General features: G+C 38.3%; 15 protein-coding genes and 1 pseudogene. 6 read left to right on the top strand and 10 right to left on the bottom strand.

Annotated features, from left to right (window positions below; translation table 11 throughout):
• Nucleotides 1-275 precede the first annotated feature (275 nt).
• From rlmD to pdaA, 4 genes are all read right to left on the bottom strand, one after another.
• Complete coding sequence (gene rlmD / locus AC1MGI_RS08210) at nucleotides 276-1658, bottom strand: 23S rRNA (uracil(1939)-C(5))-methyltransferase RlmD (RefSeq protein WP_480349264.1); 1383 nt, start codon at nucleotides 1656-1658, stop codon at nucleotides 276-278.
• Nucleotides 1655-2539, bottom strand: coding sequence for a DNA-3-methyladenine glycosylase family protein (locus AC1MGI_RS08205; protein ID WP_480349263.1), 885 nt, complete (start codon nucleotides 2537-2539; stop codon nucleotides 1655-1657). Before AC1MGI_RS08205 ends, rlmD begins: the two co-directional genes overlap by 4 nt.
• 209 nt (nucleotides 2540-2748) lie before the next feature.
• Nucleotides 2749-3390 carry a pentapeptide repeat-containing protein gene (locus tag AC1MGI_RS08200; protein ID WP_480349262.1) on the bottom strand — a complete coding sequence of 214 codons (642 nt, stop codon included), beginning with the start codon at nucleotides 3388-3390 and terminating at the stop codon, nucleotides 2749-2751.
• 85 nt (nucleotides 3391-3475) lie between these two features.
• The gene (pdaA, locus tag AC1MGI_RS08195; RefSeq protein WP_480349261.1) at nucleotides 3476-4273 is read right to left on the bottom strand and encodes a delta-lactam-biosynthetic de-N-acetylase; all 798 of its coding nucleotides are present in this window, start codon (nucleotides 4271-4273) and stop codon (nucleotides 3476-3478) included.
• Between the two features lie 117 nt (nucleotides 4274-4390).
• Between pdaA and AC1MGI_RS08190 the strand changes: the two genes are divergently transcribed.
• Nucleotides 4391-4570, top strand: coding sequence for a hypothetical protein (locus AC1MGI_RS08190; protein ID WP_480349260.1), 180 nt, complete (start codon nucleotides 4391-4393; stop codon nucleotides 4568-4570).
• 103 nt (nucleotides 4571-4673) lie between these two features.
• On the opposite strand, the gene AC1MGI_RS08185 is transcribed toward AC1MGI_RS08190, so the two are convergent.
• Both AC1MGI_RS08185 and AC1MGI_RS08180 read right to left on the bottom strand, forming a co-directional pair.
• Complete coding sequence (locus AC1MGI_RS08185) at nucleotides 4674-5453, bottom strand: enoyl-CoA hydratase/isomerase family protein (RefSeq protein WP_480349259.1); 780 nt, start codon at nucleotides 5451-5453, stop codon at nucleotides 4674-4676.
• Nucleotides 5454-5879: 426 nt separating this feature from the next.
• A complete protein-coding gene (locus tag AC1MGI_RS08180) occupies nucleotides 5880-6260 on the bottom strand; it encodes a winged helix-turn-helix transcriptional regulator (RefSeq protein ID WP_480349258.1) in 381 nt (126 codons plus the stop codon).
• 279 nt (nucleotides 6261-6539) lie between these two features.
• Between AC1MGI_RS08180 and AC1MGI_RS08175 the strand changes: the two genes are divergently transcribed.
• Complete coding sequence (locus AC1MGI_RS08175; protein ID WP_480349257.1) at nucleotides 6540-7256, top strand: 3-ketoacyl-ACP reductase; 717 nt, start codon at nucleotides 6540-6542, stop codon at nucleotides 7254-7256.
• A gap of 277 nt (nucleotides 7257-7533) precedes the next feature.
• Here AC1MGI_RS08175 and AC1MGI_RS08170 read toward each other — a convergent pair whose 3' ends face one another.
• Together AC1MGI_RS08170 and AC1MGI_RS08165 are read right to left on the bottom strand one after the other, a co-directional pair.
• Nucleotides 7534-8196, bottom strand: a complete 663-nt coding sequence (locus AC1MGI_RS08170) for a YczE/YyaS/YitT family protein (protein WP_480349256.1) — start codon at nucleotides 8194-8196, stop codon at nucleotides 7534-7536.
• Complete coding sequence (locus AC1MGI_RS08165; protein WP_480349255.1) at nucleotides 8193-8639, bottom strand: GNAT family N-acetyltransferase; 447 nt, start codon at nucleotides 8637-8639, stop codon at nucleotides 8193-8195. Before AC1MGI_RS08165 ends, AC1MGI_RS08170 begins: the two co-directional genes overlap by 4 nt.
• A gap of 119 nt (nucleotides 8640-8758) precedes the next feature.
• Between AC1MGI_RS08165 and AC1MGI_RS08160 the strand changes: the two genes are divergently transcribed.
• The 3 genes and pseudogenes from AC1MGI_RS08160 to AC1MGI_RS08150 form a co-directional block, all read left to right on the top strand.
• Nucleotides 8759-9211 carry a MarR family winged helix-turn-helix transcriptional regulator gene (locus AC1MGI_RS08160; RefSeq protein WP_480349254.1) on the top strand — a complete coding sequence of 151 codons (453 nt, stop codon included), beginning with the start codon at nucleotides 8759-8761 and terminating at the stop codon, nucleotides 9209-9211.
• Between the two features lie 206 nt (nucleotides 9212-9417).
• Nucleotides 9418-10158 carry a DUF3888 domain-containing protein gene (locus AC1MGI_RS08155; protein WP_480349253.1) on the top strand — a complete coding sequence of 247 codons (741 nt, stop codon included), beginning with the start codon at nucleotides 9418-9420 and terminating at the stop codon, nucleotides 10156-10158.
• Nucleotides 10159-10529: 371 nt separating this feature from the next.
• Nucleotides 10530-10670, top strand: a pseudogene (locus AC1MGI_RS08150) (MFS transporter); the annotation flags it as partial.
• A 236-nt stretch (nucleotides 10671-10906) separates the two neighbouring features.
• Here AC1MGI_RS08150 and AC1MGI_RS08145 read toward each other — a convergent pair.
• On the bottom strand, nucleotides 10907-11083 hold the full coding sequence (locus tag AC1MGI_RS08145; RefSeq protein ID WP_172796878.1) for an SE1561 family protein: 177 nt from the start codon (nucleotides 11081-11083) through the stop codon (nucleotides 10907-10909).
• Between the two features lie 134 nt (nucleotides 11084-11217).
• On the opposite strand from AC1MGI_RS08145, the gene yfkAB reads away from it, so the two are divergent.
• The gene (gene yfkAB / locus AC1MGI_RS08140; RefSeq protein ID WP_480349252.1) at nucleotides 11218-12348 is read left to right on the top strand and encodes a radical SAM/CxCxxxxC motif protein YfkAB; all 1131 of its coding nucleotides are present in this window, start codon (nucleotides 11218-11220) and stop codon (nucleotides 12346-12348) included.
• A gap of 145 nt (nucleotides 12349-12493) precedes the next feature.
• Here yfkAB and AC1MGI_RS08135 read toward each other — a convergent pair whose 3' ends face one another.
• Entirely contained in the window at nucleotides 12494-13357 is an 864-nt protein-coding gene (locus AC1MGI_RS08135; RefSeq protein ID WP_480349740.1) for a YfkD family protein, read from the bottom strand.
• Nucleotides 13358-13871 lie beyond the last annotated feature (514 nt).

The raw sequence follows: 13871 nt of genomic DNA, 5'->3' as shown, positions 1-13871 counted from the left end.
TGAGGTTGTCTTTTTTTCAGCATCTGCATCACTTCCACTCCGCAGATAATCTGTTTGGCTGTTCGAAACATTTTTAATCCTAAAATTGAAGTTATCGTGCTAGAAGAAGTTATATACGAAATATTAAATCCCAAGTTTAATAAACAAAAACTTAAAGTATAAAATAAGCCGTTCAGCTTTTATACCAACGGTTTATTTTAAAAACCTCATTTACTTATGATACGGTTCATCACCATTAATCCTAAAAAACCCTGCCATACGGCAAGGTTTTAGCATTAATCTTTTAACTTAAGCTCAGTAACAACTTCCACATGACTCGTCTGCGGAAACATATCCACAGGCTGCATGCTCTCCACCTTATAAAGCTTGCTCAACTCCTGCAAATCCTTCGCCAATGTCGACGGATTACAAGATACATACACAATCTTCTTCGGTTTTACTTTCATCATAGTGCGTAATAATGCTTGGTCACATCCAGTTCTTGGTGGATCGACAACAATGACATCTGGTCTGAAGCCTTCTTTGACCCAACGAGGCATGACGTTTTCGGCTTTGCCTACTTCGTAGTGGACGTTGTTTCGGTTGTGTTTTTTGGCGTTTTTCTGGGCGTCATCGATCGATTCTTTGATGGTGTCCATGCCGCGAACTTCTTTGGCTTGATCGGATAGCCAGAGGCCGATTGTGCCGACTCCGCAATAAGCGTCGACGACTTTTTCTTGGCCTGTTAGGGCTGCTACTTGCTTTACTTCGTTGTAAAGTTTGACCGTTTGGACAGGGTTCAGCTGGAAGAAGGTTCTAGCTGATAGTTCGTAAGATAGGTCACCGAGTGTTTCATTGATGATTCGTTCTCCTGCTAGGTGAATCGTTTTGTCGCCAAAGATGACCGATGTATTGCGGTCATTCACATTTTGGACGAGTGATTTCACTTCTGGTAGTTGATCGCGAATTTGCTTGATGAGTTCGTCTTTTCTTGGAATTTCATTTGTTCTTGTGACTAAGACGACTTGGACTTCTCCTGTTTCGAAGCCGACACGTGTGATCACGGTGCGGATTACACCTTTTTTCTTCCGCTCGTTATAAATCGAGATATCTAGGTTCTTTAAGATTTTCTTCACAGTACGTGTGACTTTATTGGTTGATTTATGCTGAACTAGACAGTTTGGAATATCGATTAGCTGGTGTGAGTCGGTACCGTATAGTCCGGCGATGATCTTGCCTTCTTTCATGCCGACTTGGAATTGGCTTTTGTTTCGGTAGTTCCATGGATCTTCCATGCCGATCGTTTCTTTAATGTTTAATGATTCAATGGGAACTCTTAGGTAGCGTTCCATCGCTTGAACGACGATGTCTCGTTTTTCAACAAGCTGCTGGTCATAGCTAAGGTGCTGAAGCTGGCAACCGCCGCATTGTTCATAGACCGGACAAGGTGCTGCAACCCGGTGTGGTGATGCTTTGCGGATTTGTTTAATTTTTGCTTGGGAAAATTTCGTATCTACTTTTGTTGCAATGGCGACGATTTCTTCACCAGGTAATGCACCAGGGACGAAGACGACTTTTTTCTTAAAATAACCGACTCCTTCGCCGTTAATGCCGAGTCGTTTTATCGTTAATGGGAAAGTTTGGTTGACTTCTAGTTGTTGATCTTGAGTTTGGCTCATTTCTTTTCACTCCGTTTTTCCGTACTTCTCCATAAATAGAGGGAGGCATAGCTTAAATAGGGCGACCAGTTTTCGCTATATTTGAGCATTTCTTCTTTGGTCGGCTTTTGCGGTAAATTATATAATTGCTGCAAAGCCCTTTGGATGCCAATATCAGCGACTGGAAACAAATCTGGCCTTCCAATGCCAAATAGCAGGAAGTTTTCTGCCGTCCAATTGCCAATCCCTCTTATTTTTACGAGTGTATCGATGATTTCCGTGTCTGTTTTTTCTGCTAGTTGTTTTAAATGTAACTCTCCAGTGGCTATCTTCTCTGATAAACCAATCACATACTCTGCTTTTCGCGTGCTGAATTGAATGTCACGCAATTCTTCCACCGTTAGTTTGGCTGCCTGTTCCGGTGTCGGAAAAAATGGTACACCATCTATTTCAAAGCCGAATGTTTTTACATAGCGTTCTGTTAGTGTATGGGCAAAGGAGAGGTTCAATTGTTGATGGATGATGCATCTCACAAGACAGCTATAATAATCGAAGTCTAACACAATGGGTGTGCCGCGATGCTCGGTAAATAATGCCTGTAGGTCTGTCTCTTGAAAATGCGTTGTGATTTTTGATAATGGCTCATGAAAATGGAATATTTTCTTCACTCTCTCAAGTGCCGCTTCCTTATATTCATTTTGCTCCCCTTGCAAAATAAACATAGGGTTGTCCGTATTGCCGATACTTTGAATGTGAACGATAAGTGGTGTTTCTTCTATATATAGCGGTACCTTAATCGTCCGCTCTTGAAAATCAATGACATGTAATGGATCTAGGCTTAAGCGATCAAGCACTAAATCAAAATTATAAGGAGCTTCTACCCGTATCGTTTCCTTCCACATACTATCTTCCTTTAACAGTTTTCCACGTATTATAGCATATATGCGATACGATGCGGTAGCGGTGGGCAAGAACTAGAACATGGTTAGTAGATAGACCGTATCGATTTAATGATAATAGATATATTGGAGGCTCTGAAGCACGATAAAGTCTTTGGTGAAACATATGTCAAAAAAAGCTCTTTCTCCCTTAAGAAGAATGAGCTTTTCCCTTATTCTTTAATCTTCAATCCCATCAACGCAGCAAAACCAATGGCTTGCTCTGATGAAACCTCGCAGCCTTTAAGATCATCAAGTGATACGCTTATTTGCTGAAACCGGCAGCTACTTAGATCCACACCTTTCAAAGATGTTCCGATAAAGTTCGCTTCATTTAAATCACATTGCCTGAAAGCTACTTTGTTGAACTTTGCTTCAAATACGTCCACATTGCAAAGCGAACACGAATCAAACATAACCTGTTTTAATTTCGCAAAGCCAAAATTACTTAAGTTTGCATGACAATTTTCGAACCGAACATTGCCTAATGTTGCATCTGAAAGATTCAGTCCTAGTATTTTCGATTCCTTGAATTCAACGCGATGAATAATTGCATCACTAAAGTCTGTATTAGATAGGTTACACTTTTCAAAAATCACATCTGTTAATTCAATATTGCGGAATGACACATCGACAAAGGTCACATTTTTAAATATCACTTGTTCAAATCTGATTCGATGGATATCTTCCCCAATGATCGAGCAATCGCTTATGATGCACAATTCATAATAAGGCTCGTCGTCCATTACGTGAAAATCTGTTGGAGTTAAATCATAAGGAATCTTTGGTTGTTCGATTTTAAATGTAGTAGCCATCCTATCACCTTTTGCTTCCTTTTTCCAACAAGAATAGCACATAATTGATTGTTCTTCTAATAAAATCTTCCTAAGGGTTAGACCCTTAATACAGCATCGGGTTCTCCAATTGCTGTTCAATCATCAAATCATCCAAGCTCTTAAACGTGTAGCCTTTCTTTTTCAAATCAGTAATAATCGAATCCAGCGCTTCGGCGTTATCTTTTGATACAGTATGTAGCAAGAGAATCGCACCAGGATGAATCTGCTTCATCACTTCACTATAAGAATAGTTTGCTCCTTTTTGCTGATCGACAATCCAATCTTTAAAGGCAAGAGACCAGAAGATATGTGTATATCCTTCTTGATTGGCGATGGCCATTGTCCGCTCACTAAAAATCCCCCGAGGTGGGCGTAAATAGTTCATCGTTTTCTGCCCTGTAATTCGCTCAGTTTCTTCCTTTACTTTCTGCAATTCATTTCGAATGGCTTCATCCGTTTTTGACGTCATATCTGGATGGCTCCAAGAATGATTGCCGACGATATGCCCTTCCTTCACCATTCTTACAACCAATTCTGGCGTTGTTTTCAAATAATGCCCCGTCACGAAAAACGTTGCCGGCACATGTTGTCGGCGCAGGATATTTAGAATATTAGCTGTATATCCATTTTCATAGCCATTATCAAAGGTTAGATAAATATTCTTTTTGGCTGAGCTTCCTTTATATATGGCACCATGCTTCTTCATCATTTCATCAAGCTTGGCCCCCGCTTGTGCTGGCTGCTCATTTTTCCCTTTATTAAAGCCCCAATGATTAGGTGCATTCGAGATTGTCGCGAGAGCTTCCAGCTGGGTGACAAAAAACAACATCAGCACCATTGGTACGATCATTAGCCTCTTCATAATTCCGCTCCTTTGCTCTTTTTTACTTAGTGTTTGAGCCAGGATTGAAATTATACGAAGTGGAATTTGGAAAAAAATCTAGGTTTCGGCATATATCTGTACAAAGGGGGAGTTTGTATGGCTTTGTGGTGGGTTATAACCATTGGCTTCATCATCATTTTAGGAATTATCGGAGCAATTTTTATCTATTTCCTAAGGAGCGGTTTGAAGAATGAAGAATTTGTAGAACCACCTTTTCATGCTTATGTAGAAAATACGGAAGATAAACAAGAGGTTGATGGAAACGACCCAAAATGATCAGGTTATGACGACTTAGGAAATTTGGATAACAAAGCAAATTTTTGGAGCCAAGTTTGACCCTAATGAGACAAATCTTGGCTCTGTTTGATTTGCAGTCCGCTTATTTATGCTGAAACACCGGTTTGCGTTTTTCAATGAATGCTAAAATGCCTTCTCTGCTATCCTCTGTTCGAAAAATCTCGACAAACAATTCCGCCTCTAATTGAAGTCCTTCGTCCATCGAAGTATCATAGCCTTCATCAATGGCTTGCTTAATCCTCGATATTGATTGCAAGGAGTTTTTGGCGATTTTAGCTGCGAGATTTTTTCCTGCAATTAGGCCGTGTCCTCTTGTAACGACACGATTAACGAGGCCGATTTTTTCCGCTTGTAGTGCGGATATCGGGTCACCTGTCAGCATCATCTCCTTCGCTTTCGCTGTTCCTATGAGACGAGGTAATCTCTGTGTACCACCGCCACCTGGGAATAAGCCAAGTTTCACTTCAGGTAATCCGATTTGAACATGTTCCTCGGCGATGCGAATATCACAAGCGAGCGCCAGCTCACAGCCACCACCGAGAGTTATCCCATTTAAAACAGCGATGGTCGGCTTTGGACATGTAGCGATCAGATCCAGCGCCTCATGGCATTCTATAATTTGCTGTTTGATATTCTCATCGCCGAACATGTCGGGGAATTCTTTAATATCTGCTCCTGCTGCAAACGCCGTATAGCCGGATCCCGTTATAATAACCGCAACCGTCTCAAAATCATGCTTAATATCTGTATAGACTTCTTTTAAATCTCTGAAAACTTGTCTGTTGATCACGTTCAAAGGGGGATTCGTTATCGTAATAATCGCTAGTTTGTCTTCCTTTTCAACCTTCACAAATTGCGCCATTTACTTAGATCACCTCTTCTTCGGTTTAGTCAGACTCGCATTAGCATGACATCCCAGGGTAGATACACATAATTTCCATATGTCCAAGCCAATTTCCTTCTACATATATGATTTGAATTCGCTCAACCTGTGTTTAATGACAAGAAATTTGTTTAATTTATTATCAAGACCTAAATTGTAAGAAGTCATAAAAAATAAAGGGTGGTACATATTAGTCATATAATATGTACCACCCTTTTACTTCTTGTTCAACAATCGCGCCCGATCGGAACAAGATAAAACTCCTTTCTCTTTCTGCCTTTTTAACATAAGTAAGGAATAAGTCCAAGATTTTCAATGCAACAAAATATCCTTTTTGATATTCAATATAACTTTTGCTAACAGTACAGGCAATTTAGATCATTGGAAATGATCCCGTTATTTTTCTTATTCAAAATGGGTGTTTTCTTGTTTAATTTGATCTATTCTCTTTTTTCCCCATTCATACATCATCTCAACGATTGGTAATAACGTCATCCCTAGTTCAGTCATTGAATATTCGACTTTCGGAGGAATTTCTGGAAACACTTCTCTATGAACAATTCCATCTTCCATCAGTTCGCGTAATTGGTTTGTTAATATCTTATGAGATATTTTCGGAAAAAGTCTTTGAAGTTCACTGAAGCGATGTGGTCCTTCTACACCTAAATGCCACAAAATAACAACTTTCCATTTCCCACTAATAATCGATAAGGTAAGTTCTTTTTCACAATGATAATTCTGATTTAATATTTTCTCTTTAATTTCTTCTCTTAATGTATCTGACATAGGGAGTTAACTCCTTTTCTTATAATAGTAACCTTTTGGTAACCTCCGCACAAAAAAGTGCATTCTTCACAATGTAGAAAAACATAAGTAGAATGAAGTTAGTCTTAAAGACAAATCTTTATCTATTTTAGGCGGCAAACATTTATGAGTAAAACAGCATTATTAATTATATCACCCGAACAATTTTATCAAACTCACCTTACTTAATTATTAAAATGTTTTAGTTTAATACACTTTATTTCGTCTAAAATAAAACTATCATCTAAAGGAGCAAAAAACATGCAAACAATCGCAGGAAAAGTGGCGTTAATTACAGGAGCAGGGCGTGGAATTGGTCGCGCAACAGCAATAGCTTTTGCCAAAGAAGGTATTCACGTAGGTCTTGTTGGACGTACACTTGAAAATTTACAACAAGTAGCAGAGGAACTCAAACAGTATGATGTGAAGGTAGCATACGCTTCGGCAAATGTAGCGGATTTAGACTCTATTACCACAGCGGTTGAATCAATTCGTGGCGAGCTTGGAGCAATCGATATATTAGTAAATAATGCTGGCATTTCAAAATTCGGTAATTTCATGGATTTAACGCCTGAAGAATGGACAAATATTATCGATGTCAACGTAAAAGGTGTGTACTATACAACACGTGCAGTATTACCGGAAATGATAGAGCGCAACACAGGCGACATCATTAATATCTCATCAACAGCTGGTCAAAAAGGTGCACCCATTACAAGTGCATACTCGGCTTCAAAAGCTGCAGTGATCGGACTAAGTGAGTCATTAATGCTTGAAGTACGTAAGAAAAATATTCGCGTTACAACGTTAACGCCAAGTACGGTTGCAACAGATATGGCTGTTGAGCTAAACTTAACAGACGGCAATCCAGAAAAAGTGATGCAAGCAGAAGATTTAGCAGATTTAATGGTTGCACAGCTAAAACTTCATCCACGAGTTGTATTAAAACATGCTGGACTTTGGTCGACGAACCCTTAATTGAATTATTCGAAATATCAAGGCGCTATCCGATGTATTTTAGATGGCGCCTTTCTTTTTTAGAATAATAAGTTCTAATAGGGGTACTGCCATCCCGCCTATCTCATGCATGGCATCACGAGCATTGGTATTAATGACATTTGTGTAGTAAGAAGAAAATTATAGTTTTTAGTGTATTGCTGCTCTTTCCTGTTACATCTAAATACTTCATCACAGGCACTACAGGCCTACCACCTTTATCAAGAAGCATATACCTTTTCTTATTACCATAAGTAATCTAGATTGAATGGTCTTTATCTGCATCAAAATTTGATGGTGTACTAGAATTTGTTAGTGTGTTGCCTAATACCCTTTCAGTAAACGGCATAAAGTAATTAAGTATTAGCCCCCCTAAACAAACAGTTAATAGCGTTCCAATACCAATTGGTCCATCGAATATCATTGCCAGTATCAAGCATACGAGGTAAATGAATGTTCTCGAAAACAGTATATTTGTTCTAGTTAATTCTTTTATTATTAATGTTAATCGGTCAATTGGAATCGGCGCAAAATTCGTGTGTAAATAAATGGCTGTTCCTAAACCTATAACAACTAAGCCAATCAAAAAACAAGCAAGCTTGTAAAACCATAATTCGGGTGTTATCAAATTGTGTAATAAAAAAAGCCATATATCGATACTAACGCCAGTAATAAATGCTGTTAATAACCCCAAAACTTCTGGTCTTTGTCTTATTAATAACGAATTACAACAAATCAATATGAAAGCTATTATTATTTCCCAACTTCCTACAGTTAGGCCAAGGTTTATGGATAAACCGACCAATAGTGCATCAAAAGGTGATGTTCCAAGGTCTGATTGTATAGTCAATGCAATTCCAAAGGTTAATATTAAAATCCCTAATACAAACAGACCATATTTTGCTTTACTCTGATTTTTCATGATGTTTTTATAGATAATTCTTTCACCATTAAAATATGTGGGATTCCATCTTCCATAAACATATTAGATGAAGTCTGATAACCAATTTTTTGATAAAAACCCTCTGCTTGCGTCTGTCCGTGTAATTTAACTTTGGATACTCCCTTTTTAGCAGCGCTTTCTTCCAATGCTTTAATAATTACTTTTCCTAGACCATATTTACGATATGGCTTTAAAATACAAATTCTTTCTAATTTTCCTAAGCCATCAACAACTCTTATTCTGCCCGTTCCCACTGGTTGTTCATTGTAAAAAACTAATATGTGTTCGCATCGTCCATTAAGTGCGTCAAATTCATCAAATTCATCCTCTAGTGGTACGCCTTGTTCCACAACAAATACTTCTTTTCTGATATAGAATGCCGTTCTTAGATCATTTTCCACCGTTATTTTTTTTACTTCCACTTATCTTCGCCCTTTCTGGATTTATTTTCTTAGACAAGTCATAATTAAAATAAGTCAATATACAAAAGTATATATGAAAATATTTTTGTTGTAAATACAACAAAAATGGAGGCGGTTATATGCAAGAGATCCTTCGTGAAATAGGAATGATAGCCAGAGCATTGGATTCTATCAGTAATATCGAATTTAAAGAATATGAGCTTACAAAAGGACAGTATTTGTATTTGGTTCGAATATGTGAAAATCCGGGGATTTTTCAAGATAAGTTGGCAGAAATGATAAAAGTAGATCGAACAACAGCAGCTCGCGCCATAAAAAAACTTGAAATACAAGGTTTTATAGAAAAGAGAGAAGATGATCATAATAAAAAAATAAAAAAATTATTTCCAACAGAAAAAGGGAAGAACGTTTATCCCTTTTTAAAGCGAGAGGGAGATTATTCTAATAAAGTTGCGCTGTCTGGATTCTCCCCTGAAGAAACAGAAACAATTTTCCAGCTTCTTCAAAGGGTTGGAAAAAATATAGAGGTAGACTGGGATCTGGTAAAAAAGGGGAAAAAGAGAGAATACTAATTGATTGAAAATTAACGTTCTATAGGAATGCTAAGGGGAGCATTTTTGAAGTAGTGATAAACCACTTTAGTATCTATTCTATGAATGAAATCTGTATAGACCAATATGGTATTAAACAACTTTATTGTTCATACCTACAACATGATTACTAATAATTCTTTTGAGAAGGGACATAGTAACCGTAAATGTTTGGGGAGGATATTACGTTGAAAAATTGGGCTTTTATTTTTACATTCCTTATCATGAATTTTATGTTTCAACCGAGTATCATTGCAGCAAACCCAAATTATCAAGAGTTATATGATACGTTACTAACAACACTAAATCCTGCTATTTCTAAAGAGATTCAAAAATTTTATCAAACGAACAAACAATACGGATTATATGATGCGAAAATCGTCCAGATTCAAAGAGTAGAAGAAGGTGGATTTCGTTTTATCGTCAAGGTGCAAGTGACGACTTTTGAACATGCCCATAACCCGCCTTATGGAACGGATACGATTACCTTAGCAGTAGATCCGGCTGCAGTAAAAGTAGTAGATTTCGTTCATATCGGGGACGAGGAAGAAAAGAAAATGGAGCAATTTTACAAAGAAGCTCTAGCTGATATCCAACAAACATTTGCGCTTAACTTAAAAGATTATCAGATGTATACGTATGATCAGCTGTTATTTGAATCTGAAATACTGAAGGAATTTACATCTCTTTCTCATATTGCCGAAAGGATTGTAACAACAATGCTCAATCCTGATATTGAACCGCCGTTTAAAAACGTCATTGACCCTGTTACCTTTATCCATGGCAACCATGGCTATATTTTATTTAAAAGAGCAGACGGGACAAACTATGTGTATGTCTTGAAAAAAACAGAAGATAAATGGCAGATTACCGATAAAAAAAAGAAAAAAGGCAAGAAAATGAAAGCAGAACTGCTTTGGTATGAATAAAGTGAAACTTCAATCAGTGGGGGTTTTCTTCATTCCCCACTGATTGTTAGTTGAACCAATCGGGCTTTTACGGGCAGTTGTCCCCCACCTACCTCTTCTTCGATTCCTCTAAGCCTTGAAGTGGGGGTCTTACTGCCCGTTAATGCGGGATAAATGGAGCAAATAGCTTAATCTTTTCATGCGGAAAAAGAAGCTATATATACAATATCAGCTTGTTTTCTGTTATATCAGCCGTTTTGTAAATATATCAGCCGTCTTCTATATTATATCGGCCGATTCGTAAGTATATCAGCCAACAACCGCCTTCTTTATTCCTATATGATCAGTAGCCTTTCTACCTTACTTGACAATTTCAATAAGTTGTTCGTTTTCGCTTCTTACACGGTGCTGCGTTTGGACCGGCTTCAACTGCGACAGGAACCATTGTCGCAAGTGTGATTCCGAATGAACGACGCAGGGAAGGTACTAGTTATTATGCATTGAGCGTGACGCTTGCTACTGCCATCGGACCATCTTTAGATTTCTTACGAAGAAAAGCAGCAGTACGTGGAACTGTAAATGTAGGTTAATACACTTAAGGGTCAGACCTCACCCTCTATAAACCGTTTAATGTGTTTTGTTTACGTCTTAAACGATTTATAGTATGTGGGGTCTGACCCTTTTTTCGTGTTGCAAAAAGAGGAAAAGACCAGCAAAATACCTTACAGCCGGTTCTTCTGATATATTCAGGATTTGTGTATCATATATATTAGCGTTTGAATTGTTCAATTTTCATTTCAAGTTCGTCAATCATACTGATTAAGCGATCAATGTCTTCAAGCTCAGTATGTTCTGGATCAATGTTTTCTAAGACCTCAATAAACATCGTTAGACGCCCTTTCAAATACACTAATTGATCGTCTTTATCGGTTATTTGCTTTCCCATGATGCACGCTCCTTTCGCCTTCTATATCGTATCGAACATATTATGAAAGTGCAATATGAACATGATTTGTGCCATTGACATTATTTCTTGATTGCCCATAATAGGAATGTAATCTTACTGAAGGAGTTTTCATAATGACCAGTTTAACCAATATTCCAGCAATACAACCGATTTCACCTGCCTATGATCCATGGGAAGCATATATGGACGTTGAACAATATGGAAAAATGACGCTCACCAATATCGAGTTCACGACAACGACACTATGCAATATGCGATGTGAACATTGTGCTGTTGGCTATACGCTTCAGCCGAAAGATCCGAACGCCCTTCCACTGGACCTCATTCTTCGTCGTCTTGACGAAATACCAACATTACGCTCACTTAGCATTACTGGCGGCGAACCGATGCTTTCCAGAAAGTCAGTGAAAAATCACGTGCTTCCACTGTTAAAATATGCACATGAACGCGGTGTACGAACGCAAATGAATTCGAATTTAACCCTTGACCTTGCTCGTTACGAAGAAATCATTCCTTACCTTGATGTGTTACATATTTCGCATAACTGGGGAACGATCGATGAATTCATTGATACTGGGTTCGCAATGATGGACAGAAAGCCAACTCGCGAGCAGCGTGCGAAGCTATTTGATAATATCATTCTAAATTCACAGGCCTTGACGAAGGCTGGCGTCTTAGTTTCCGCGGAAACGATGCTGAATAAACGGACTCTTCCTCATCTAGAGCATATTCATAAGCAAATTGTTCAGGATATGGGCTGCCAGCGACATGAAATCCATCCGATGTATCCTAGCGATTTCGCTTCTGCACTAGAGACATTGACGCTTGATCAAATGCGTGAAGCGATTCACCAACTGCTCGATTTTCGGAATAAGGATGTCTGGATGTTGTTTGGCACCCTTCCTTTTTATTCATGTAGCAGTAACGAGGAAGATGTAAAACTTTTGAAACGCTTATATGACACGAAGAAAGTCACGGTCCGAAATGATCCAGATGGTCGCTCTCGCTTGAACGTGAATATCTTTACGGGGGATGTAATTGTCACAGACTTTGGCGATGCTCCATCACTCGGCAATATTATCGATCAGCCGCTGTCACAATCGTATGAAACATGGATGAACTCCAAGCTTGCTGGAGAATTGAACTGTCATTGTCCAGCAGTTAAGTGCTTGGGTCCAAACGTACTCGTTAAAAACGCTTATTATCCCAAACTAGACTTTCAAACAAGAAAGTCTACCATCTAAGAATAAGAGCGTGTCCTACAGGGCCTGACCTCACACTATTCCTTCGTTTATGATGTCATTCACACGTCATTTAAACGATATATAAGTAGTGGGGGCAGGTCCTTTCGTCGGACACTTTCTTTTGATTTAGGTTAGATCAGCCACATTATCTTGGTTGTTCACTAGCCATAAAGTTGAAGGAAAGATGATCTTGAACCGGAATCCACGCACCAATTCCTTGGGAGGTAATATTTTTGATTAGTAAGGATCGCTTGCTTCCTTTTAAAATCACATACACCTCACCATACGTGACTTTTCCTTTTTCATTAATGGCTGAGGCATATGCATTCAGGTAGCCCAGTCGTTTTGCCGGTATATTATAGACTTGATCTTTCTTTGTTGCTCCGCCAATAATCGTTTCAAACGCTAACGGTAAATGGGTTTTTTCAGCCGCTTTAATCAGCATCATTTTTTGCACGTCTGGTGAAGATGGAATTTTGGCAGTTAAGCCACCGCGTACGACCTTCTGCATCTCTTGAACATAATGAATGGGATGTGGTGTCAAATTGGCACGGTTATCAAAGAAATTCGTGTTAATTTTTTGATATTCCCAATTAGGCGCTGTTTCACTTGATTGATAATTCAATGCCCAATGCCCTAAATAAATCGTCGCTCTGTACCCAAATGAAAACGGTGCTTTGCCAACAGCTGATTCATTCAGCATATGAATGAGTTGGGGATTCTCAATTTTTATTTTTGATGTATCAATTAAGGATTGAGCGAATTCACTAGGTTGAAGATAAGGTAAGTCCTGAGTCGAATTCGGATACGTGTTTTCCTTTGCAATATTTAAAACAGATGGAGGAATGACAGTTTTACTTGCTTGGGGTACTTTCTCCTTTGATATTGGAGCATTTCCCTTCTTCTCTACAGGCGTATTCTCCTTTTGTGTAGCAAAAGCTTCGTCTGAAAAATAAGGAAACCCTATCAGTAAACCACCAATAACCATCCATACTCTAAGTCGCTTCATCATGACGCACTCCTTTAAAAAAGGTTTTGTTACTATCGTTTGTCAGACATAGCGTTTATATGCAAGCGATGAATAAAAGATTTGTGTTTTTTATGGAGATTAGGGGGACAGGGCTTCGTGATTTATTAATATAGACAATCTACTTTGCAGATACACTTCCCCTTTAAGGAAGTACCTCAAGACCCAGGTCCGCATCGCCACCATTGTGATTAGGTGAAGATAGCTTTTTAGTACTATTAAGATTTTGTAAAAAAGATTGAGATTTTGTTGTTTTGTAACACAATTGTAAAATTCTGAATATTTACATTTTTATTTATATGGTATATAATAAGCTTACATTCAAATAAAGGAGGGGAAATCGTTTAGTCAACATTACGTCAAGGAGGAATGCTTATAGAGACGATTCCATAACCTTTACTTTATTACACGATTATTTAACTAAAACGAAACATAAAGGATGGTGGCTACTTCTAGAATTATTGGTTCCATGTCACATAAGGTTGCGTGAAGATAA

It is taken from the genome of Peribacillus sp. BM1, from assembly GCF_056679975.1.
Note: the sequence above shows the minus strand (reverse complement) of the source record. Positions and strands in the feature narration are given on the sequence as shown.